The sequence below is a fragment of the Gordonia oleivorans genome (assembly GCF_040044975.1).
Lineage (GTDB): Bacteria > Actinomycetota > Actinomycetes > Mycobacteriales > Mycobacteriaceae > Gordonia > Gordonia oleivorans.
On the sequence record NZ_JBDZDI010000002.1, the window covers coordinates 207096 to 231216 of the forward strand.

A 24121-nucleotide genomic window follows, 5' to 3' on the forward strand; every position below is an offset into this window, starting at 1 on the left:
CGGCCCGACGCCGACCGGCCTCACGCCGGATCGCGGACCCGCACCGGCTGATCGATCGAGGTGGTCGTCGTCCCGTCGCCGAGTTGCCCGGCATTGTTGAGACCCCAGCAGTACAGCCGGCCGGCCGAGATCGCGCAGACGTTGATGTTGCCGTCCAGCGCCGTCACCTGATCGATGCCCGCCACGTCGGCGGGCGTCGGCGCCACGTCGCCACCACTACGCCAGCACGAGACGTGGCCGCTGACGACCGCGGCGCATCCACCGGTCCCGGTGTTGGCGACGTATCGTGCGCCGTCGAGTCCGATCGGCTCGGGGCGCAGATGCTCGTTCTCGGTGCCCGAGGGATACTGGCCGGGACCGTACCCCCAGCAGTAGACCTGCCCCTCGGCCACGGCGCAGGTATTGCTGGTGCCGGGACTGACCGAGGTGACCGAACGTAGTCCGGGGATCTTCACCGGGGTTGCGCGGTTCTCCCGGGTGCCGTCGCCCACCTGGCCGGTGTTGTTCTGGCCCCAGCAGTACAGTTCGGCCCCGCGAGTGATGGCACAGGTGGTGGCGACCCCACTCGTGATCGACGCCACGTTCTCCAGACCGGCCACCTTCGTCGGATCGGCCACCGACGTGGATGTCGTTCCGACGCCGGCACTTCCGTACACGTTGTTTCCCCAGCAGTACACCTCACCCCGACGCACCACACACGTGGCGATCCCGGAGGAAACCCCACTGACATCGGAGATGCCGTCGACGCGAGTGGGGATTCGCTGCATGTCGCCGCCCGCGAGATCCTGACCCCAGCAGTACAGGTCGCCCTTGCTCACCGCACAGACCCGGGCCTGACCGAACGCCACCGACACCGACGAGACATCACTGATGCCCGTGACCGCCGTCGGGACGGTGCGGTCGGTGGTCGTGCCGTCACCGACGGCGCCGTAATCGTTGTCACCCCAACACAACAGCGCACGCCCCTTGATCCCACAGCTGACGGTCGTCGAGGTGCTGACCGCGGTCCAGTCACCGCTCGCGTCCGGCGCGCTCGTGGCCGCCGGCGCACCGGTTCCCGACGCGGCGGCCGGCGGCGTGGACGGTTCGTCACCCGCCGACAACCAGACGGCGACACCCGCGACGGCCGCGACGAGGAGCAGCACACTCACTGCAGCGGTCACCAGCAGGGCCGTTCGCCGTGCCGATGACCCGCGCGGCGACGTCGGAGCGGGTGGCGCAGGCGTGGCAGGGGTCAGGCCGGTACCCGGTGCGCCGGGGTGCTGCGGCGGCATCGGTACCGCGCCCGGTATCAACGTCGGTGCACCGCGGGACGACATGGCGCGGTGGAGGTCGGTGGTGAAGTCGTGGCAGGTGGGGTAGCGGTCGGTGGGGTTTTTGGCCATGGCTCGTGCGATGACCGCGTCGGCTGCCGGTGGTGTGGGGATGCGTTCGGAGAGTCGGGGGATGGGGGCGTGGAGGTGGCCGGAGATGAGGTGGCCGGGGTTGGTGGCGGGGAAGGGTGGGGTGCCGGTGAGGAGGGTGAAGGTGGTGCAGGCCAGGGCGTATTGGTCGGAGGCGGGGGTGGCGGGTGCGCCGTTGAGTATTTCGGGTGCGGCGTAGGCGAGGGTGCCGATGAAGGCGCTGGTGGCGGTCATCTTGGGGGCGTCGATGAGTCGGGCGATGCCGAAGTCGAGGACGGTGACGCGGTCGGGGTGGCCGTGGGGGTCGGTGGTGATGACGATGTTGGCGGGTTTGATGTCGCGGTGGATGATGCGGCGGGCGTGGGCGTAGTCGAGGGCGTCGGCGACGCGGGTGGTGATGTGGAGGGTGTCGTCGATGGGGAGTGGGGGGTGGTGGTCGAGGTCGTGTCCCTGGAGGTAGGTCATGGTGAACCAGGGGGTGCGGTTTTCGATGCCGTGGGCGTAGACGGTGACGATGCCGGGGTGGTCGAGGGAGGCGGCCATGCGGGCTTCGTTGGTGAAGCGGGCGAGGAAGTCGGGGTCGTCGGTTCCGGTGGAGACGATTTTGAGGGCTTCGTGGCGGTGGAGTGAGGGGTGTTCGACGAGGTAGACCTGGCCCATGCCGCCGGCGCCGAGTTGTCGGATGACGCGGTAGCCGGCGAAGAGTGTGCCCGGTTCGAGCAGCGTCATGCGCCGATTCCCCCCAACTGCGTCGACAAATGTGCGATCAACTGTAGCCAACCATCCCCGACGGAACCCGCGCAGGCGTCCGGGGGTCGATGGGCCCCGCGCCTCGCGATCACTCCGGATCCCGGACGCGGGCGGGCTGATTGAACGAACTCGCGGAAGAGCCGTTGCCCAGCTGGCCCGAGGTGTTGAGTCCCCAGCAATACAGTTGACCCGCCGAGATCGCGCACATGTTGCCCAACCCGACCAACCTCGTCACGCGGTCGAGGGTGGGCAGGGAGCTCGGTTCCGACTCAGGGGAGTAGGGACCCCAGCACATGACATGCCCGTCGGCCACCGACGCACAGCCGCCGGTTCCACCGTTCGCGACATCGCGCGCAGCGTCGACGCCGACGGTCTCCGGGAGCAGATGGTCGGTTTCGGTGCCGGCCGGGTACTGGCCGGCGGCGTATCCCCAGCAGTAGACCTGCCCCGCGGCGGCACAGGTGTTGTTGGGGCCGAGAGACACCGACGTCACCGCTGGAAGGTCGATCTTCACCGGGGACAGTTGGTTCTGCTGCGTTCCGTCACCGATCTGACCGGTCTCGTTCTTTCCCCAGCAGTACAGGTCCGCGGCGCGCGTGATCGCACAGGCGTTGCCGATGCCCACCGCCACAGCGGTCACGTTCCGCAGTCCCGGGACCTTCGTGGGGGTGTTCACCGACGGTGACGTCGTCCCCGTTCCGGCGGTGCCGTAGACGTTGTTGCCCCAGCAGTACGCCTCGGCCTGCCGGATTGCGCAGGTGTTGGTCCCCGAGGTGGAGATGGCGGTCACATCGGAGATTCCGTCGATACGGACCGGGGTGCGTCGGACATCACCACTCCCGAATTCCTGGCCCCAGCAGTAGACCGTGCCGCCGCTCACCGCGCACACTTCGGCGGTTCCGACGGCGACCGACACCGCCGACACCTCGCCGAGTCCCTTGACAGGGGTGGGGACGGTGCGGTCGGTGGCGGTGCCATCGCCGATGGAACCGTAGTCGTTGTCACCCCAGCACAACAGCGTCCCGCCCTTGATGCCGCAGGTGACCGATCCGCCCGCGGAGACAGCGGTCCAGTCGCCGGTGATCTGCGTCGCCGGGCTCGTCGACGGGTCGGATGAGTCGGTGGCCACGGGAACGGTGGACGGTGCCTCGTCGGCGCCCGACACCCAGACCTTGACACCGGTGATCACCGCGACGACGACCACCATGCCGAGCACCGCGCCGGCGATCACGGCGGCTCGGCGCCGTGACTCCTTCGGGGGTGCCGGGTTCACCGGCGGCCGGAGCGGCGAACGCAGCTGCGTGGGGGAGAACTGCTGAGGGTGGATCGGCGCAGGTCCGGGAGCCGGCGCGAGCGGCGGTGTGCTGTGTCCGGGCGATCGCGGCGGGGGCGCCGACACTCGCCGAGCGGGCGGGGCCGCGCCGATGGCAACCGGCCCCCGCGGGGGCAACGGACTCGTCGATGGCGCCGGCGACGATGGCACCAACGTCGGTGCGCCGCGGGCGGCCATCGGTTGGGTCACCGCGGCCGCGTGGCGAAGCTCGGTCGCGAATTCACGGCAGGTCGCAAAGCGTTCCGCCGGATTCTTCGCCAACGCCCGGGCGAGGACGGCGTCGACGGCCGCCGGTACCGGAACCCGCTCCGACAGCCGCGGTATCGGCGAGCGGATATGGCCGGCGATGAGCTGCCCCGGCGTGTTCGCCGGATACGGTGGGGTGCCCGAGAACAGCGCAAATGCCGTACACGCCAACGCATACTGATCAGATCGTGGGCCGGCGTCGGCGGCGCTCAGGACCTCGGGTGCGGCGTAGGCGAGGGTGCCGATGAAGGCGCTGGTGGCGGTCATCTTGGGGGCGTCGATGAGTCGGGCGATGCCGAAGTCGAGGACGGTGACGCGGTCGGGGTGGCCGTGGGGGTCGGTGGTGATGACGATGTTGGCGGGTTTGATGTCGCGGTGGATGATGCGGCGGGCGTGGGCGTAGTCGAGGGCGTCGGCGACTCTGCCGATGATGTGGGACACATCCTCGATCGGCAGCGCCGGGCTGTGATAGAGGTCGCGCCCCTCCAGATAGCTCATGGTGAACCACGGTGTGCCGTTCTCGACGCCATGCGCATGGACGGTGACGATGCCGGGGTGATCGAGGGACGCTGCCACTCGGGCCTCGTTGGCGAAACGATGAAAGAAGTCGGGGTCGTCGGTGTTGGCGGAAATGATCTTGAGCGCCTCGCGGCGATGCAAAGAGGGATGTTCGACGAGGTAGACCTGGCCCATGCCGCCGGCACCGAGCCGGCGGATGACGCGGTAGCCGGCGAACATCGTGCCGGGCTGGAGCAGCATCACGCGTCGATTCCCCCGACTTCGTCGACAAATGTGCGCTCAACTGTAGCGAAACGTGGTGGAAGGGGGGCACGCCGAGAACGTTGCACGCACCGTCATTCCGGGTCGCTGACGCGTGCGGGTGTGCCGAACGACGTGGTCGTGGTCCCGTCGCCGAGCTGCCCCGCGTTGTTGCGTCCCCAGCAGTACAGGTGACCGGCCGAGATCGCGCACGTGTTCGCCACACCCACCAGGTTCGTCACCTGATCCAGTTCGGGCAGCACCGCAGGCGTCGACGGTGGCGCCGTGTCGAGGACCTGCCAGCAGGTGACGCGGCCGGAGTTCACCGTTGCGCAGCCGCCGTTGCTGGTCAGGACGACGTCGCGGGCACCGCTCACACCCACCGGGGTGGGGCTGAGGTGGCCGACCCGGCCATTCTCCGGACGGCCGACGGGCCCGGAACCCCAGCAGTAGACGGTCCCGTCGGCGACGGCGCAGGTCGCGTCGGCGCCCAGGGTCACCGAGGTGACCGACCGCAGTCCCGCGATCCTCACCGGCGTCAGCCGATTCTGCGTGGTCCCGTCACCGACCTGTCCGGTGGTGTTCCTCCCCCAGCAGTACAGGTCGGCCGCGTGGGTGATCGCACAGGTGGTGCCGACGCCGGTGGCGATCGATGCCACATCCTCGAGTCCGATCACCCGCGTCGGCTCCGGGATGAAGCCGATCGTGGATCCGGTACCGGTGCCGCCGTCGACATTGCTTCCCCAGCAGTAGGCCTGTGACTGCCGCACGGCGCAGGTCGTCACTCCGGCGGTGACCTCGCTGGCACCGGAGATGCCGTCGACTCGGGTCGGTTTGATGTCGCCACCGGAGGCGTTCTGGCCCCAGCAGTACACGTCGCCGTCGCTCACGGCGCAGGCCCGGGCCTGCCCGTAGGCGACCGACACCGACGAGACGTCGCCGAGCCCGTGGACGGGCGTGGGAACCGAGCGATCGGTGGTGGTGCCGTCGCCGACGGAGCCGTATTCGTTGTCGCCCCAACAGAACAGCCCACGACTCTTGATTCCGCAGGTCACGTTCGTGGATGTGCTGACGGCGGTCCACTCGCCGACGGTCGACTCCCGTGATGCGGTGGTCGGCGCGTCCGATCCGTCGCCGACCGACGTCACGAGAGTGACACCCGCGATGGCGGCGAGGAGCAGGAGTACGCCACCGAGTACGACAGTTCGTCGTGCGGAGCGGGACCCGCGTCCCCGCCGATGGCCGGTGGACGATTGCCCCGCGGCAGGCTGCGCGAGCACCGGTGGTGGCGGAGCGGACCCCGGCGCGACGGTCGGAGCACCGGAGAACACCGTCGGCATCGCGGACGACGCATCCGTCGTCGGTGCGCTGATCGGCGGTGCGTTCCGGGGTGCGGACGCCGCGTGCGCGAGAGCAGCGCTGAACTCGCGGCAGCTCGCGTACCGCTCCGCCGGATCCTTGGCGAGGGCTCGAGCGAATACCGCGTCGACCTCCTCCGGAACCGGGACGTGTGGGCATCGCCGACGCTGATCGATGTCACATCGTCGACTCCGTGCACCTGTCGAGGGACCAGCAGGTTCGGCGCACCTCGCTCGCCCGATTCGTTGACGCCTGCCTGGCCCGAATGATTGTCGCCCCAGCAGTACACATCGGCCTTCGACAGCGCACAGGCCGTCCCGAACAGTGAGCCCACCGACACCTGCGACACCCCGGTCAGGGTGCCCGAGCGCACCGGAACCGTCGAGTCGGTCTCGTCCGAGGCCAGGGATCGCCCGTCCCCGAGCGTGCCCCGGCTCCCGCCGCCCCAACAGAACACGGTCCCGCCGGTTGCCGTGGCACACGAGGTGTTGGCGACGGTGCTCACCGACGTCGAATCCGTCAGCCCGAGTACCCGTACCGGCGTCGTGCTCGCGGTGGATGAACCATCGCCGAGCGCGAAAGTGCTCTTACCCCAGCAATACGGAACGTCCTGGGCCACCGCACACGTCACGTTGATCGACGCGGAGATGGCCGTGACGTCCGTGAGGCCGACGACCTCGACTGGAGTCGCGCTGTCGGTGGTGGATCGGTTGCCGAGTTGTCCCTTGTCGTTCTCGCCCCAGCACCATGCCCGACCGGAGTCGATGGCGCAGGTGTGGCCCGACCCGGCGCTGATCGCGGTCACGTGGGCGAGCCCGACGACCTTCACCGGGACCACCGGCGCGCCGGTGCTGATGCCGTTGCCCAGTTGGCCCGCATCGTTGTTTCCCCAGCAGTACGCCGATCCGGCCGTCGCGATGGCACACGCGTGACCGGCACCCACCGATGTACTCACCCAACCACCGACGGGGATCTCCGCGGGATTCTGCACCAGGAACTCGGAGCGCGGCAGTGCCGATGTCGAGTCCGCATCGCCGACGTCGGCGACAACTGCCACCACGACGGCGACGAGCGCCATCACGAGAACCAATGCCGCGACGCCGACACCGATCGCCAGTCCACGTCGCGGCCGTCCACGTGGAGGTTGCGGGTTCCATGCGGGCGCTGCCACGTGGGGATGGACGGGAGGACGCGCGACACCCGGCACCGGTGAGAAGTGCGCGGCCGGGGCTGGGGCGGACGGTCCCATGTGAGCCGCGGCGTTGGCAAAGGCCGAGGCGAACGCGGCGCAGTTCGGGAACCTTTGCTCGGGGGTCTTGGCGAGTGCACGTCGAAACACGTCGTCGAACGGTGCCAGGGTGGGGTCGGCTGCAGACACCCGCGGAATGGGTGAGTTGATATGACCCATCATCAACGCGCCCGGATTGTCGGCGACGTACGGCGCGCGGCCGGTCAACAATTCGAAGGTCGTGCACGCCAACGCATATTGATCTGACGCCGGACTCGCCGCCGAGCCGGTGAGGACCTCGGGCGCGGCGTAGGCGACGGTGCCGATGAACGCGTTGGACGTCGTCATCCTGGTGCTGTCGAGAAGGCGTGCGATGCCGAAGTCGAGCACCGTGACCCGGTTGAGGGAACCGTCGGCGCCGCGGGTGACGAGGATGTTGGCCGGTTTGATGTCGCGGTGAATGATTCGGTGAGCGTGAGCATCGTCGAGCGCGTCGGCCACCCGGGTCAGGATCGCAACTACCTCGTGCGGCGGGAGCGGGCCCGCACCGGACAGGTCGGTGCCCGCGATATAGGCCATCGTGTACCACGGCTGGCCGTCCTCGATCCCGTAGTGATAGACGGTGACGATGTCGGGGTGATCGAGGGACGCCGCGGTCCGGGCCTCGCTGGTGAATCTCTCGGAGAACGACGGGTCGTCGGAGCGAACCGAGATCACCTTCAGTGCTTCACGACGTCCGAGATGCGGGTGTTCGACGAGATAGACCTCGCCCATGCCGCCGGCACCCAGCTGTTCGATGACGCGACAACCGGCAAAGGTCGCACCGGCGGCCAGTGCCATCGATATCTCCTCACCCCGACGTTCTCGGGTGAGGGTATCGAACCCCGGGGGCCCCGCGTCGACGCGGATGGCGGAGGCGGGCTCTGATCGACGGCGCGGAAAGCACCCGAACGACGAACGCACCGATAGGGTGACCGAGGTGACCGGGATTCGTGGTGCCGTACTGATCGGGGGGACGAGCTCGGACGCCGGCAAGAGCCTGGTGGTCGCCGGGCTGTGCCGGGCGCTGGCGCGACAGGGCGTGCGGGTCGCGCCGTTCAAGGCCCAGAACATGTCCAACAATTCGGTGGTCACGATCGACGGCGGCGAGATCGGTCGCGCGCAGGCGTTGCAGGCGTACGCCTGTGGTCTGGAACCGTCGACCCGATTCAATCCCGTGCTGCTCAAGCCGGGCGGTGATCGACGGTCGCATGTGATCGTGCGTGGGCAGCCGGCCGGCGACGTGGGCGCTCGCGACTACATCACGCGCCGGTCCCATCTACTCGAGGTGGTCGCCGATGAATTGTCCTCGCTACGTGACGAATTCGATGTCGTCATCTGTGAGGGTGCCGGTTCGGTCGCCGAGATCAATCTGCGTGATACCGACATCGCCAACATGGGATTGGCGCAGGCTGCCGACCTTCCGGTGCTGCTCGTCACCGACATCGACCGCGGCGGATCGCTGGCGCACCTCTTCGGTACCACCGCCATCCTGGACAGCGCGGATCAGACGCGCATCGCCGGCTACATCATCAACAAGTTCCGTGGCGATGTGTCGATCCTCGAACCGGGACTGATGCAGCTGCAGGCGTTGACCGGACGGCCGACGCTGGGCGTGTTGCCGTTCGACACCGGCCTGTGGATCGATGCCGAGGATTCGCTGTCGTCGCCGGTCGGCCGTCGGGTGGGACCGCTCGGGACGTCGGATCGGTCGGGCCGCAACCTCACGGTGGCCGCGATCCGGCTACCTCGGATCTCCAACTCCACCGACGTGGAGGCCTTGGCATGCGATCCGGGCGTGGACGTCACGTGGGTGGACGATCCGGGCAGCGTCGCCTCCGCTGATCTGGTGGTACTCCCGGGCACTCGGGCCACCGTGTCCGACCTCGCGTGGCTGCGGTCACGGGGGATCGACAGCGCCGTGCAGGCGAGGGCTGCTGCCGGCCGGCCGATCCTCGGGATCTGCGGAGGATTCCAGATGCTCGGCCGACTCATCGTCGACGATGTGGAGTCGGCGACGGGACACGAGCGGGTGGACGGTCTCGGCCTCCTCGACATCGACGTGGAGTTCGATCAGCAGAAGATCCTCCGCGAGGTCAGTGGCACCGGTGGCGGTCTCCCGATCAGCGGATATGAGATCCATCACGGACGGGTGACGCGTTCCGCCGAGGAACCCTGGCTGCGCGACGACCGTTTCGGCGACGAAGGCGCGGCTCGAGGATCGGTACGGGGGACACACTGGCACGGCTTGCTCGCCTCGGACGGGTTTCGCCGGGACTTCCTCTGTTGGGTCGCAAGAGAATCGGGCCATAGCGAGTTCGAGCCCGACGAAACCGTCACCTTCGCCGACGTGCGCGCCGAGCAGGTCGACCGCATCGCGGATCTGGTGGTCGAGCATCTCGATCTCGACGCCGTCGTGGACATCCTCGCCGCCGGAGCTCGCGCGGACCTGCCGATCATCGCCAGCGCGCTGATTCCGCGCCCGTGTTGAACCTCTGACGTGTCGGCGATCACCTAGGCTGGACCGAGTGGACACACAACAGCGCACGGTCGATGTGGGGGATCTGAGTTTCGAGGTCACCACCGGGGGCCCGGACAAGGGCCCCTGGGTGCTACTCCTTCACGGCTTTCCGGTGAACGGTTCGTGCTACGACGCCGTCGTCCCGCGTCTTCATGAGGCGGGATTGCGGACCATCGTGCCCAACCAGCGCGGCTACAGCCCGGGTGCCCGTCCCGACAAGGTCGAGGATTATCGGATCGATCATCTCGTCGACGATGCGATCGGCATCCTCGATGCGCTCGGCGTGCACTACGCGTTGTTGGTCGGACACGACTGGGGAGGGCTGGTTGCCTGGCACCTCGCCGCCAAGCATCCAGACAGGTTCACCGGATTCGTCGCGGTCAGCACGGGTCACCCGTCGGCGACCCGAGATTCACTGGACACCAGTGATCAACGGGAAAGATCCTCCTACATCAAGGATTTCATTGCCGACGGTGCGGAGGAGAAGCTCCTCGCGCGCAACGGTGTACTGCTGCGTCGGGCGGGTGTCACTGCGGAAGAGCTTGCCCCACTGAAGGAACCGGGGGCGATGACCGCGGCGTTGAACTGGTACCGGGCGAACTTCACCACCGACATCGCCAAGACGATGTCGTGCCGACCCGTCGAGATTCCCACCACCATGGTGTGGAGCGACGCCGACTCTGCGCTCGGGCGTGAGCAGGCCGAGCAGAGCGGGCGGTATGCCTACTCGGACTTCCGCTTCTGCGTACTGTCCGGCGTCGACCACTGGATTCCGCAACACGCGCCGGCCGAACTGGCCAGCGAGATCTCCTTGCGCTCAGCAGTTTTCTGAGCGCCGTCGGTCAGGCGACGCTCGACCAACCCCATCTCCTGACGCGTCCCAACGGCCTCGTCGAGCACCCTCATCCCGCCGGTCGAGCCGGTGAGGAGCGCAAGCGACGAACCGTGTCGAGACCCGGTGACGCAAGGCTGGAAATAGCCAGCACCCCAACCATATTCACGCATGCACACCCTGTGGGTAGAAAAGCCTTGCGAATATAGATGTGGACCGCTATAATAGAACACATACGCCACAACGGCCTTCTCGGGGGAGGTGACATCAGCATGACAGACACCACCGACACTCCTATGTCGCGACCACTGCAGCTGATGCACCAGATCAACGCGATGCTCGACGAACTGGCCGAAACTCCGATGACCGCATGCTCCGACACCGAAGTCATCGAAGCGGCGAAACTGTCCGAACAGATCGCGACCCGTACCCACTTTCAGGGTGATCGCGCGATCCTGGAAATCTCTGATCGTGGTGTGCACCGCAAGGTCGGCAAAGTCAGCCTGTCGAACTTCCTGAACTACGATCTGCGGATCGCGCAACCCACCATGCGCATCGCTCATATGAAGGCCACCGCCCGATTCCACGGGCTGACCGGGCAACCGGAGGAACCGAAATATCCCACCCTCTCCAAAGCCTATGAGCAGGGTCTGATCGGCCACACCCACCTGTCGGCGGCACTGGAAGCGTTGGACAACATCCCCAACGCCGTACCCCATGACAAGAAGGTCGCCGCCGAAGCCACCCTCGGGGAGAAAGCCGCCGAGCATATTCCGGCCGGCATCACCAAGATGGGTGCCCGGATTTTGGCGCACCTCGACCCCGACGGACAGCTCGTCGAGGAGAAGGAACGCCAACAGCGTCGCAACCTGTGGATCAACCAGTCCCGTGTCGATGGGATGGCGAAACTCAACGGGCACCTTCCCCCGATCACCCGCGCCCTGTGGGACACCATGCTGGACGCCTGGGCCAAACCCGGGATGAACAACTTGCACGATCCGGAATCCCCGACCGGCGCGATCGGGGATGCTGACCCCGACGTGCTCGCCGCGGCGGTCAAGCGTGACGATCGTTCCAGGCGCAACGCAATCATGATGCGATGCACGTGTTGTTGGTGTCGGCGATGAAAGAAGGGGTGCTCGGCAAAACGCATCGGGGACTACCGGTTGCGTTGATCATCAAGACCTTCCTGCAGGACCTGCTCGCCGGTGCCGGGTATGCGACCACCGCCTCCGGATCCACGATTCCTATTCCGGATTTGCTGAGTGCGTTGGGTGACATCGAGGATCCCAACGATGTGCAGCAGTTCCTGGCGGTGTTCTCCGACGCCATCGACCTCCCGTTGTATCTGGGGCGGGCGCGGCGGTTGGCGTCGACCGAGCAGCGGATCGCGTCGTTCTCCCGCACCGGTGGTGAGGTGTGTTCGTTCCCCGGTTGCGGGCAACCCGCGTCGCATTCGGAAATGCATCACGCCAAAGAGGACTGGGCTGATGGCGGGAAAACCGATATCACCGATTTGGCGCCGGCGTGTGGTCCGCACAACCGGATGGTCGGGCCGAACCCCGGGTCAGTACACCACCGGCATCTACGAAGACGGACCGCTCGCCGGACGGTGCTGGTGGCAACTCAACGCCGCACCCGGCATGCCGGAGAACCCGAAGGTCGTCAACGACCATCCCGACATCACCGCCCTCTACGAGCAGAAACTCGACCAGATCCGCGACCAGATCCACAGCGACCACACCACCGATACCGATTGTGGTGCCGGCGCAACCGAACCCGCAGACACCGACCTGCGTGACGCCGACGTGGTCGACGCTGAAGCGGTCGATGCCGAAACTGCTGACATCGAAGCCGAAGCCGCTGACGGTGAAGCACGTGGTGAGGCCGAGGACGACACTCGCCACGACCACGAGGGCGCGGCACCGACCGTCGAGGCCGAAACCCCGTGCGATCGTGGCGTTTCGAGTGACCATCCGGCTCCGGCCGTCGACTCGTCCAACATCGTCGACAGCATCGACGAGGGTGACGACCGCAAGTCCGGCGTCGCTGAGCAACCCGAACCAGGCGTCGACGAGTTCGATTCAGGCGCAGCCCATTCCGATCCTGTTGAGCCCCAACCACCCGATCAGCGGGACGGGCCCGACGCCGTAGGCGGCGAGCACCCCGACGAACCTGGTGTCACCGGTACCGGGGAGATCGACCTGGTCATCTTTGACGGGGACGGTGTTCCGATCACCGACGATCCCGACGACCCTGACACCGTTGCCGGGCTGGATCGTGCCTCACGTACCCGGATTCGTGTCCGCGACACGGCCACTGAAAGTCAGGCACGCGAGCGCCGCATCCGTGATGGCGGATTCCGTACCAGCGATGCCGACCGGGAGCGTGAGCTCGAGGAACTGGCCGCCATCGGCATGAACCCGCGCAACAGCCGGATCGAACGTGTCCTGGCCGCCAGGCTCCACTACCGGCTCGACACCTCCTGAACCAGCCCGCCCCACCGGGACTGTCCGGGCTCCGCTGCCGCAGAAACGTTGTGGCCGTGGGGAGTTACAGCGCTTGCCTTGCGAGGCCTCGACCTCGACAAGCTCGGCCCGGCGGACACGGTCCTCCGTTTCGACGGAGCTCAACGCGGCGGCTAACGCTCCGGACCGGCTCGACCACCGGGACGGGACCTCGACCTCGACCTCGACAAGCTCGGCCCGGCGGACACGGTCCTCCGTTTCCACGGAGCTCAAACACCGCGACCAACGGGACGGTCGGATCGACCAACGGGCCGGGTCAGATCTCCAGTCCGAGAAGGGCGTTCTCCAGGACCTCCGGCATTGCCGGGTGAATCCAGTACTGGCCGCGCGCCATCTCGTGGGCGGTGAGCCCGAAGGACATCGCCTGAATGACCGGTTGGATGACGGTCGGAGCCTGCGGACCGATGAGGTGGGCGCCCAACAGTTTGCCGGTGCCCTTCTCGGCGATCAGTTTGCAGAACCCGGTGGAGTCCTCCATCGCCCAGCCGTAAGCGACGTCACCGTATGCCTGGACCTTGACCGTGATGTCGTGGCCGGCCGCGCGGGCCTGCGCCTCCGACATGCCGACGCAGGCGATCTGGGGGTGGGTGAAGACGGCAGCAGGAACGTATCGATGATCAAAGGACTCGAGATCGTCGGCGTCCCAACCCTTGCACAGGTTGGCCTGCACGACACGCTGTTCGTGATTGGCGACGTGCTTGAGCTGGTACGGCGAACTGACGTCGCCCAGCGCCCATACGCCGGGGGCGTCGGTTCGGCCATGCTCGTCGGCGATGACCCGGCCGTCATCAGAGAGGGTGAGTCCGATTGTGTTCAACCCCAGCCGATCCGCGTTGGATACTCGGCCGACGGCCACCAGGAGCACGTCGGCATCGAGATGGGTCCCATCCTCGAAGTCGACGCGAACTCCGCCCCCGGGAAGATTCGCCGCCCCCGACACCTGCGTGTCGAGATGCACATCCCAGCGGTCCCGGGCGATCTCGGTGAACCGCTCCGAGACCTCGTCGTCCAGCTTGCGGAGCAGTCGCGGTCCGCGGGCCACGATGGACACGTCGGTACCCAATGCACCGAAGACATGCGCGAACTCGGCGGCGATGTACCCGCTGCCCACGATGATCATCCGTTGCGGCAGCTTCTCCAGCCGCATCACGTCATTGTTGGTGTAGTAGCGGACGCCGCTCTCGGCGATCGGGGTGGGGATGGTGGCACGCGACCCTGCGGCGATGACCACCTCGTCGGCGAGGACCACCGAATCCCCGGTGACGAGCCGATAGCGGCCGGAATCATCGCGACCGTCGAACTCGACATGGGAATCGAAGACGGTGATGTTGTCACAGTCCTCGACGCGATAACGTTTGCCGCCCACCGAGATTGGGTCGATCCGCCCGAAGACACGCGACACGATCGACGGCCAGTCGACCCCGTCGACACGCGAATGAACGCCGTACTTCTCACCGTGAGAGGCGATGTCGGCGACTTCGGAGGCGTAGACGAACATCTTGGTCGGGATACAGCCGACGTTGAGGCAGGTGCCCCCGTAGATGCTTTCCTCGAAGATGGCGATGCTCTTCCCGGCGAAGCGATCGTCGGGAATGGAGTTTCCACTGCCCGATCCGATGATGGCCAGATCGACAGATGTGGTTGTTCCCACGGGTTAGTGACCTTTCGCAGTCTGTTGTTCGTGCAGGGCCGCGAGCCATCGGTCGACCTCGAGGTAGGCCTGCTCACGGGCGTGACGCACCGACAAGAACACGTCGTGCCGGGCATCGGTGATCGGCACGGTGGTGACTCGATTACCGAGGCAGCCACTCCACTGGGCGATCTGCCCGACGTCGAGGACGGCGTCCGCGGTGTCGGTCGCCGACGAGTAGTGCGGGCTGAAATGTGTTTTGTCAGAACGTAAGACGAGTGATGGAACGCCGACGTCGATGCCGTGGTGCAGGTGCCGCTGAGCCGTTCGGGCGGCATTGAGGAAGCCGAAGGTCTTGGGAAACCCGCCGAGGGGCTTCTTTGCCAGGTCGTAGCTCCACTCGCCGAACTTGCTCACGTGGATGCTGTCGCCGTATGCGGATGAGAACTCCTGCGGGATCACGGTTTTCGGCCGAACCGCGGCCACGATCCGGAACAACAGGGTCACCGGGTACGAACGGAGCAACGGCGCGCCCTGCAGATCGAACCACGGACTGTTGAGCAGCAACCCGTGGATGCGGTCGTGGCGGGTTGGGTCGGTTCGGCGGAGTCGGTCGAGCCACAGTGCTGCAACCAACCCGCCGGTGGAGTGGCCGGCAACCAGGATCTCGGCGTCGGCGCCCACGTCGGCGCCGATGATGTCGATCGCGGCGCGCAACTCCTCGTCGTACACCGCGAGATCGGCGGTGTAGTGCGGGGTGTGCTGGGGCAGCAGCGAACGCCCGCACTTGCGCAGATCGATCGCGTAGAACGCATAGCCGAGTTCGGCGAAGTGGTCGGCGAGGGGTTCATGAAAGAAGTAGTCGGTCAGGCCGTGCACGTACAGCACGGCTCCGCGTTCGGCATCGGCCTGACCGGCCGGGCGGCGGACGAGGGTCGCGGTGATGGGATCCTCGCCGTCGGGGTCGGGCCCGAGGTCGATGGTGCAGGTTTCGTAGCGGTCGAGGAAGTGGTCGGGTTGCCAGCCGTGGACGACGGCACCGGTGCTGCTGGCGGCGTTGACGAGGCCCTGCTGAGACGTCACGCCACCACTGTAGTGAAGCGGCACCGGCGGCATCGACCAGCGCAGGGGGTGCGAAAGTCCGGGTGCAGTGTCGCCCAGCCCACACTTGACAGGAGTCGATGCTGCCGGAGCGCCGCGATAGGGGACAATGGGCTATCGAGAAGGGACGACGGTCGTCCCGGCTGCGTGAATTGGGGTCCAGGTGTCTGAAACGGTGATCAAGACAGATGTGGCGTTGGTGGGCGCGGGCATCATGAGTGCCACTCTGGGAGCGCTGCTGCGGCAGCTCGAGCCCAATTGGTCGATCAGCCTGTTCGAACGGCTCGACGCCGCCGCCGCCGAAAGCAGCGACCCGTGGAACAACGCCGGGACCGGTCACTCGGCACTGTGCGAGCTGAACTACACACCGAAGACCGCCGATGGTGATGTCAACATCGACAAGGCCATCAACATCAACGAGCAGTTCCAGGTGTCTCGTCAGTTCTGGGCCCACGCCGTCGACAACGGCATCCTCGGCTCGCCCAGCGAGTTCATCAACCCGATCCCGCACGTCAGCTTCACCCACGGTCAGGCCGGCGCCGACTACCTGCGCAAGCGTTACGACCGTCTCTCCGGACAGGTCTTGTTCGAGGGCATGGAGTTCATCGACGACCCGGCCGAGTTCAGCGCACGGCTGCCACTGATGGCCCAGGGCCGCGATTTCAGCGATCCGGTGGCGCTCAACTGGTTCACCGACGGCACCGACGTCGACTTCGGCGCACTCACCCAGCAGTTGCTGAACTTCGTCAGCCAGGGCGGCGACATCTACTTCGGTCACTCGGTGACCAACCTGAACAAGCAATCCGACGGCAGCTGGATCGTCAAGGTGAAGAACCGTCGCACCGGCGAGAAGACCCAGGTGCACGCCAAGTTCGTCTTCGTGGGCGCCGGTGGCGGCGCGTTGAGCCTCCTGCAGAAGTCGGGTATCGCCGAGGCGAAGGGCTTCGGCGGCTTCCCGGTGTCGGGTGAGTTCTTCCGCTGCACCAACCCCGATCTGATCGAACAGCACGCGGCCAAGGTGTACGGGCAGGCCGCCGTCGGCGCCCCGCCGATGTCGGTGCCGCACCTCGACACCCGCGTCATCAACCACTCCAAGGGACTGCTGTTCGGCCCGTACGCCGGCTGGTCGCCGAAGTTCCTCAAGAGCGGCAAGGTCACCGACCTGCCCGCGACCATCAAGCCCGGCAACCTGCTGCCGATGATCTCGATCGCGCCGCAGGAGTTCGGTCTGCTCAAGTACCTGATCGGGGAGCTCGCCGCCAGCCCCGCCGACCGCGTGAAGACGCTGTCGGAGTTCGTACCCCGCGCCCTCGGGCACGACTGGGAGTTGATCACCGCGGGCCAGCGTGTCCAGGTGATCCGTAAGACCGGTGTCGGTGGCTCGCTGGAGTTCGGAACCGCGGTGGTCGCCGCCGGTGACGGCACCATCGCGGGCCTGCTCGGTGCCTCGCCCGGCGCGTCCACGGCCGTTCCGGCGATGCTCAACGTGCTCGAGCAGTGCTTCCCCACGGAGTATCAGGGGTGGACGTCCAAGCTGACCGAGATGATTCCGTCCTTCGGCCAGAAGCTCTCGGGCAATCGCGACCTGTTCCGGCAGGTGTGGGATTGGACCAGCGCCAGCCTGCAGCTCAAGAGCGGAGCCACCCAGTCCTCCGACGCGGTCGCGACCTCGGCCGGCTGACCGCGGCGGTGTGATGTGCGGGAAGGTGCACGGCCCGTGCGTCCTGTGATAGTCACGACATCATGAGCTCAGCGACGTCGAACGCGTACCGGCTGCATCACAGTGCCGCCGCCGACCTCGATCCCGCCACGCTGTACCGGATCCTGCGGTTGCGGGTCGATGTCTTCGTCGTCGAGCAGGCCTGCCCCTACCCGGAACTCGACGGCCGGGACCTCGAGTCCACCACTCATCACTGGTGGTTCACCGAGTCGCCGTCGGTGTCGGACGAGGTGGACGGCACGGGATCTCCGGTGGCGGCGACGTTGCGTGTCATGCAGGACGGTGTCGGTCCCGATGGCAGGCCCGAATTCCGTATCGGTCGGGTGTGCACCGAACGGGCCCACCGTGGCATGGGCCTGACCGCACAATTGTTGACCGCCGCGCTCGAGGACATCGGAGAACACGTGTGCCGGATCGAGGCGCAGACCTACCTGACGCAGATGTATGCGAAGTTCGGCTTCCGGGTCAACAGTGACGAATACCTCGAGGACGGGATACCCCACGTGTCGATGGTGCGTGACGGTGCTGGTCCGGCGGAGACGGGTGTGAGCTGAGATGACCGCAGACCTTGCGTCGGGACACACCCCGCGCGACCCGATCGCCGCACCGGTGCGGTATCCGTTCACCGCGGTCGTCGGACAGGACCGACTCAAACTCGCCCTCATCCTCAGTGCGATCGCACCCGGGATCGGTGGAGTGCTCATCCGCGGCGAGAAGGGCACCGCGAAGTCGACGATCGTGCGTGCGCTCGGTCCACTCATTCATGACGCGCGCGCGGACGGTCAAGGTGCCCGCGTCGTCGAACTACCCATCGGTGCCACCGAGGACCGGGTGATCGGATCGCTCGATCTCACCGGTGTCCTGCGCGACGGTCGGGCCGACTTCACTCCCGGATTGCTGGCGCAGGCCGACGGGGGAGTGCTCTACATCGACGAGGTCAATCTGCTCGCCGATCACCTCGTCGACGTTCTCCTGGACGCCGCGGCGAGCGGGCGGGTGACGATCGAACGTGACGGGGTGTCGCACACCCAATCCGCCGACTTCGTGCTCGTCGGCACCATGAATCCCGAAGAGGGAGAACTACGTCCGCAACTCCTCGACCGTTTCGGTCTGGCCGTCGATGTGATCGCCGGACGAGACGTCGACGAACGGGTCGAGATCGTCCGTCGTCGCATCGACTTCGACGCCGATCCGGTGGGTTTCGCGGCGCGCTACGCGGATTCCGAAGACGAACTCGCGCAACGTATCTCGGCGGCAAGGGCAAGTATCGACTCCGTTGCGCTCCCGACGTCGCAGCTGCGCCGGATCGCCGGGATCTGTGCTCACCTGCAGGTGGACGGACTGCGCGGTGACATCGTCGTGGCACGGACCGCGACGGCCCACGCCGCGTTGCGGGGTGCCACCGAGGTCGACGCCGAGGACGTGCGCGTCGCCGTCGAACTGGCACTGCCGCATCGGCGCCGACGCAACCCGTTCGACGAATCCGGTCTCAGCGATCAGCAACTCGACGATGCGATGGCGGCCGGCGCTGAGGCCGCTGGCGATGATGATTCCCCGGAACCACCGGACGATCCCGGGTCCGGAGATCGTGAACCCGATGACCCAGGACCCGATGGGGGAGAACCGACGGGCGAGGCACCCCGCGATTCCACCGAGCCCTCCACGCCCGACCCCGCCCCACCCAACAACGCTGCCCCACCCAACAACGCTGCCCCATCCGACGACGCCGCCCCACCCAACGACGAGGAGGGTGCCGAGTCGACGACGCCGGCCGGTCCGGCGCCGGGGGCCCTGTTCGGCGGGCCCGCCGCGGCGACCGCCCGCCGGATGCGTCGCCTGCGTGTCGACGGCATCGGCGACGGCGAACCCGGCCGACGATCCCGCGCCCGGAGTCGACGTGGCCAGACGATCGGCGCCACCGATTTCGGTCCCGGCACACCGATGCATCTGTTCGGCACGGTCTTGTCGGCGGCCGGCCGCGGTGTCGACGACGCCGGGCGGGTACGGGTCGCCGAAAGAGATCTCCGTGGGGCCGCGCGGATCGGTCAGGAAGCCAATCTGGTGGTCTTCGTCGTCGATCTGAGCGGATCGATGACCGCGCGCCGCCGACTGGCCGCCGTCAGTGAACTGTGCGTCGATCTGCTCCGCGATTCCTACACCCGACGGGATCGGGTGGCCGTGGTGATCGCGCGTGGCTCGCGCGCCGAAGTCGCTGTGCCGCCGACGAAGTCGGTCGACATCGCGGTGCGTCGGATGGCCTCGGTCCGCACCGGTGGACGCACCCCGCTCGCCGAGGGGCTGCTCGCCGCCGACGAGGTCATCACCCGAGCCCGACGTGCCGATCCGCATCGACGCCCCCTGCTGGTGGTCCTGACCGACGGCCGGGCCACCGCGGGGGCCGACGCCGCGCCCCGGGCCCGCGCGGCCGCCGAGACGATCGGGCGCAAAGGCATCGACAGTGTTGTCGTCGACTGTGAGCAGGGCATGGTGCGTCTGGGTCTCGCGGCGGAGCTCGCGGTGCACCTCAACGCGGAACTGTTGCCCATGGAGCACCTGAGCCTGGCCGCCCTGGCCCGCCCCGTCCATTCGGCCGCATAACGATAGTCGAGGAGAAATTCTGTGCCGCAAGGTGTTCCGACCGCCATTCCCGACGACGGCCTGACCACTCGGCAGCGCCGGAATCTCCCGGTGCTCGCCGTGCACACCGGCGACGGGAAAGGGAAATCGACCGCCGCGTTCGGCATGGCGATGCGGGCGTGGAACTCCGGCATGCGGGTCGCGGTGTTCCAGTTCGTCAAGAGCGCCAAGTGGAAGGTGGGCGAGGAGTCGGCCATGACCGCCCTCGGCGAACTGCATGAGAGGACCGGGCAGGGCGGACCGGTCGAGTGGCACAAGATGGGCCAGGGCTGGTCGTGGTTGCGCGCCAACGCCGATGACACCGACGACCACGCCGCCGCGGCCCGCGCCGGGTGGGCGGAGATCGCGCGGCGCCTCGCAGCGAACGAACACGACTTCTACGTCCTCGACGAATTCACCTACCCGCTGGACTGGGGCTGGGTGGACGTCGACGAGGTCATCGAGGCACTGGCCGCGCGACCCGGCCGGCAACACGTCGTCATCACCGGACGCCGCGCCCCGCAGTCGCTCATCGACGCCGCCGACCTGGTCACCGAGATGCGCAAGATCAAGCATCCGATGGACTCGGGTCGTAAGGGGCAGAAGGGTATCGAGTGGTGAGGCCGTGACGTCGCCGACGGCCACCGGCATCCCCACCGTCGTCATCGCCGCGCCCGCGTCGGGTAGCGGCAAGACGACGGTGACCACCGGACTGCTCGGCGCGTTGCGCGCCGCCGGACACCGGGTTGCGCCGTTCAAGGTGGGACCCGACTACATCGACCCCGGGTACCACGCGGTGGCGGCCGGTCGGGTGGGACGCAATCTGGACCCGAATCTCGTTGAGGCGGAGATGATCGCCCCGCTGTTCGCCGCGGGATGCGGCGGAGCCGACATCGCCGTCGTGGAGGGGGTGATGGGCCTGTTCGACGGGCGGATCACCGGGATCGGCGACGACGCGGACATCTCGGAGGCCGACCCCATCGGCATGGGATCGACCGCGCATGTGGCGACGCTGATCGGTGCGCCGGTGATCCTCGTCGTCGACGCCGGCGGCCACAGTCAGTCATTGGCCGCACTGCTGCACGGCTTCCTCGGATACTCGCCGTCGGTGCGGATCGCCGGGGTGATCCTCAATCGTGTCGGTTCACCGCGGCACGAGGCGGTCCTACGTCAGGCGTGTGCGCGGGTCGGTCTCCCCGTTTTCGGTGTGCTGCACCGCAATCCCGAGCTGGCGGTCCCGTCGCGTCATCTCGGCCTGATACCCGCCGCCGAACGCAGCGCGGATGCGGTGACCGCGGTGGCCGCAATGACGGCGACGGTGGGCGCCGGACTCGACCTGCCGGCCATCGTCGCGGCGGCACACGCCGCGCGTGGGGTCCCGGATCGACCGTGGAGTGCGGCGGAGGCGATCGCCGAGGCCGTCGGCCCGGACGTGTCACCTCCCCGGGCCCGCCCGGTGGTGGCGGTGGCCGCCGGGGCGGCCTTCACCTTCGGCTACGCCGAGCACACCGAACTGCTGAGGGCCGCGGGTGCCGACATCGCCGAGTTCGATCCGCTGACCGACCGACTTCCCGACGGCACCGCCGCCGTCGTCATCGGGGGTGGGTTCCCCGAGGAACATGCTGCCGAACTGTCGGCGAACACGCTGCTACGCAACGATATTGCCGACCATGCCCGCGCCGGAGGCGCGATCCACGCCGAGTGCGCCGGCCTGCTCTACCTCTGCCGGGAGCTCGACGGGCATGCGATGACCGGTGTCATCGACGGTGTCGGCGTCTTCGGTCCACGGTTGAATCTCGGATACCGGGATGCCGTCGCCATCGCCGATTCGGTCTTGTATCGAGCCGGTGAACGGGTCACCGGCCACGAATTCCACCGCTCCTACGTCGACATCGACCAGGGGGCACCCGCCTGGGGATGGCGTGGCGTCACTGGGCTGCCCGTCACCGACGGGGCCATCGGTGACGGCGTGCACGCGTCCTACCTGCACGTACACCCGGTGGCGACGCCACATGCGATCGCGCGATTCGTCGACGCGGCAACGACGGCTATGACGATCGGTGGTGACCGCGATGACCATGTCCGGAACTGAACTGCGGGCCGTGCTCGACGCTCTGCTCGAGTACGGTGTCGACGACCCCGACATCCTTCGGGACCTGCTCGAGGCCGTCCTCGTTGTGGGGCAGGGACTCGAACTCGACCGCGCTCTGCAGCGGATCGTCGAGGTGGCGGTCGGCGTCGTCGACGCCCGCTACGGGGCGTTGGGCGTGCGCGGACCGGATGGCGGTCTCAGCGAGTTCGTCTACACCGGCATCACACCCGTCGAGCGGGCACGGATGGGGGCGCTGCCCGTCGGTCGCGGTGTGCTCGGTGTGCTGATGGACGATCCGCACGTTCTCCGGATTCCCGATCTCGCCAAACATCCGGCGTCGGTGGGATTCCCGCCGAATCACCCGCCGATGACCACCTTCCTCGGCGCGCCGATCATCATCCGCGGCTCGATCTTCGGGCGCATCTACCTGACCGAGAAGCGGGGCGGTGCACAGTTTTCCGAGCTCGACGAGACGTTGATCGCCGTCCTGGCGGTGGCCGCGGGTATCGCCGTGGACAACGCCCAACTCTTCGAGCGTGCGCGCACCCGACACCGGTGGATGCAGATCCTCGCCCGTCGCGGATCGGAGCCCCTGGCCGGAATCGCGTTGTCGGACACGCTGTCCCGGATGTGTTCGGACGTGGCCGAGTTGGTCAACGCGGTGGACGTGTACTTGATCACCGGCGAGCAGGGCGATCGGTCGGTCGCCGGGGCCACCCGCACCGGGTTGGATCTGTCGCGGTTGACACTGCCCGCCGGTACCGGGTTGTCGGTGGTGCCGATCGAGGAGATCGACTCGGAACTGTCACGTTCGGGGGCCGGGTGGGCGACGGTGCAGCCGCTGCATCGCGCGTCGGGGGCGTTCGGCTGGTTGCTGATCACCGCCCGCGAGAAGACGTTCTGGGAGGACGAGGAGATCGCCGGTCTGGCCGGTGTCGCCGAGGTGGCGTCGCTGGCCATCGTGTACGCCGAGCAGCAGCAGGTCGCCCGCGATCTGGAGGTACTCGAGGACCGGCATCGCATCGCCCGTGACCTGCATGACCATGTGATCCAGCGCCTTTTCGCGATCGGTATGTCGATCCAGACGATGCAGGCACGTTCGGCCGCCCAGCCGGGGACCACCGACGAGGCGACCACCGCGCGTCTCGAGCAGGTGATGACCGATCTGGACCGGACGATCGCCCAGATCCGGACCTCGATCTTCGATCTGCAGACCGTGTCGGATCATCACGACACCTCGACGTTGCGTCGTCGTGTCCTCGACATCGTCTCGGAGTTGTCGGTGCACGCGCCGATCGCGCCGAGCGTGCAGTTCATCGGCCCGGTCGACACCGTGGTACCCGATGCGCTCGGACCACACATCGATGCCGTGCTGCGCGAAGGGCTTTCCAATGCGCTCCGGCATGCGCACGCCGAGCACATCTCCGTGTCGGTGAGCGCCGACGACGTGCTGACCGTGGAGATCGAGGATGACGGCGTCGGAATCGCCAAGGACGTCAACTACCGGGGACTGGACAATCTGACCCGTCGCGCCGAAGAGTGTGACGGCGTCTTCGACATCCACACCGCACCACGCCGGCGCGATGGGCGCGGTGGTGGCACGACGCTGACCTGGTCGGTGCCGCTGGCCGAGGGGTGAGGAGGGCGCGTCCTGCCGGTCGGGGTGTGGTGGGCCGATCCGCTGGTCGGTGTGCGTTGTGGAGTCGCGGCGAGCCCCCAGGGCGAGCCGCCAGTCGCTTTGACCACCTGCCTGATGACACCGGCATTGGCCGATTCCAGCTCTGGCACAAGAGGTCTCGAGGCTCGTCGCTAGCGCTCCTCGCACCTCGACCGGCGGACTGGCCGCGCCACTACGCACCACCGACCGGCGGATTGGCCGCGCCACTACGCACCACCGACCGGCGGATTGGCCGCGCCACTACGCACCACCGACCGGCGGATTGGCCGCGCCACTACGCACCACC

At 67.4% G+C, this 24121-nt stretch carries 15 protein-coding genes and 1 pseudogene; 10 read left to right on the forward strand and 6 right to left on the reverse strand.

Annotated elements, in window-relative coordinates; genetic code table 11:
• Nucleotides 1-20: 20 nt before the first annotated feature.
• The 4 genes from ABLE92_RS04430 to ABLE92_RS04445 all read right to left on the reverse strand — a co-directional run bounded on the left by ABLE92_RS04430 (nt 21) and on the right by ABLE92_RS04445 (nt 7918).
• Nucleotides 21-2132 (reverse strand): protein kinase domain-containing protein, encoded by a 2112-nt coding sequence (locus tag ABLE92_RS04430; RefSeq protein ID WP_348803442.1) that lies wholly within the window; start codon nt 2130-2132, stop codon nt 21-23.
• A 109-nt stretch (nt 2133-2241) separates the two neighbouring features.
• On the reverse strand, nt 2242-4491 hold the full coding sequence (locus tag ABLE92_RS04435) for a protein kinase domain-containing protein (protein ID WP_348803906.1): 2250 nt from the start codon (nt 4489-4491) through the stop codon (nt 2242-2244).
• A gap of 95 nt (nt 4492-4586) precedes the next feature.
• A complete protein-coding gene (locus ABLE92_RS04440) occupies nt 4587-5639 on the reverse strand; it encodes an RCC1 domain-containing protein (RefSeq protein WP_348803443.1) in 1053 nt (350 codons plus the stop codon).
• A complete protein-coding gene (locus ABLE92_RS04445; RefSeq protein WP_348803445.1) occupies nt 5636-7918 on the reverse strand; it encodes a protein kinase domain-containing protein in 2283 nt (760 codons plus the stop codon). The genes ABLE92_RS04440 and ABLE92_RS04445 overlap by 4 nt, the downstream gene beginning before the upstream one ends.
• Nucleotides 7919-8057: 139 nt before the next feature.
• On the opposite strand from ABLE92_RS04445, the gene ABLE92_RS04450 reads away from it, so the two are divergent.
• The 4 genes and pseudogenes from ABLE92_RS04450 (at nt 8058) to ABLE92_RS04465 (ending at nt 12959) form a co-directional block, all read left to right on the forward strand.
• Nucleotides 8058-9608 carry a cobyric acid synthase gene (locus tag ABLE92_RS04450; protein ID WP_348803446.1) on the forward strand — a complete coding sequence of 517 codons (1551 nt, stop codon included), beginning with the start codon at nt 8058-8060 and terminating at the stop codon, nt 9606-9608.
• Nucleotides 9609-9645: 37 nt separating this feature from the next.
• Nucleotides 9646-10470, forward strand: coding sequence for an alpha/beta fold hydrolase (locus tag ABLE92_RS04455; protein WP_348803448.1), 825 nt, complete (start codon nt 9646-9648; stop codon nt 10468-10470).
• 563 nt (nt 10471-11033) lie between these two features.
• Nucleotides 11034-11803, forward strand: a pseudogene (locus ABLE92_RS04460) (DUF222 domain-containing protein); the annotation flags it as partial.
• Between the two features lie 196 nt (nt 11804-11999).
• On the forward strand, nt 12000-12959 hold the full coding sequence (locus tag ABLE92_RS04465) for a prolipoprotein diacylglyceryl transferase (protein ID WP_348803951.1): 960 nt from the start codon (nt 12000-12002) through the stop codon (nt 12957-12959).
• Between the two features lie 295 nt (nt 12960-13254).
• Here ABLE92_RS04465 and ABLE92_RS04470 read toward each other — a convergent pair whose 3' ends face one another.
• On the reverse strand, nt 13255-14649 hold the full coding sequence (locus ABLE92_RS04470) for a mycothione reductase (RefSeq protein WP_348803450.1): 1395 nt from the start codon (nt 14647-14649) through the stop codon (nt 13255-13257).
• A 3-nt stretch (nt 14650-14652) separates the two neighbouring features.
• Complete coding sequence (locus ABLE92_RS04475) at nt 14653-15711, reverse strand: alpha/beta hydrolase (protein WP_348803451.1); 1059 nt, start codon at nt 15709-15711, stop codon at nt 14653-14655.
• Between the two features lie 181 nt (nt 15712-15892).
• Between ABLE92_RS04475 and mqo the strand changes: the two genes are divergently transcribed.
• From mqo to ABLE92_RS04505, 6 genes are all read left to right on the forward strand, one after another.
• Entirely contained in the window at nt 15893-17410 is a 1518-nt protein-coding gene (gene mqo / locus ABLE92_RS04480; RefSeq protein WP_348803452.1) for a malate dehydrogenase (quinone), read from the forward strand.
• A gap of 62 nt (nt 17411-17472) precedes the next feature.
• Nucleotides 17473-18003: a GNAT family N-acetyltransferase gene (locus tag ABLE92_RS04485; RefSeq protein ID WP_348803454.1), complete on the forward strand. Its 531-nt coding sequence runs from the start codon at nt 17473-17475 to the stop codon at nt 18001-18003.
• Nucleotide 18004: 1 nt separating this feature from the next.
• Nucleotides 18005-20047 carry a VWA domain-containing protein gene (locus ABLE92_RS04490; RefSeq protein ID WP_348803456.1) on the forward strand — a complete coding sequence of 681 codons (2043 nt, stop codon included), beginning with the start codon at nt 18005-18007 and terminating at the stop codon, nt 20045-20047.
• 21 nt (nt 20048-20068) lie between these two features.
• Nucleotides 20069-20686, forward strand: a complete 618-nt coding sequence (gene cobO / locus ABLE92_RS04495; protein WP_348803457.1) for a cob(I)yrinic acid a,c-diamide adenosyltransferase — start codon at nt 20069-20071, stop codon at nt 20684-20686.
• A 4-nt stretch (nt 20687-20690) separates the two neighbouring features.
• Nucleotides 20691-22157, forward strand: a complete 1467-nt coding sequence (locus tag ABLE92_RS04500; protein WP_348803458.1) for a cobyrinic acid a,c-diamide synthase CobB — start codon at nt 20691-20693, stop codon at nt 22155-22157.
• Entirely contained in the window at nt 22144-23796 is a 1653-nt protein-coding gene (locus ABLE92_RS04505; protein ID WP_348803907.1) for a GAF domain-containing sensor histidine kinase, read from the forward strand. The genes ABLE92_RS04500 and ABLE92_RS04505 overlap by 14 nt, the downstream gene beginning before the upstream one ends.
• The last annotated feature ends 325 nt before the right edge of the window (nt 23797-24121 follow it).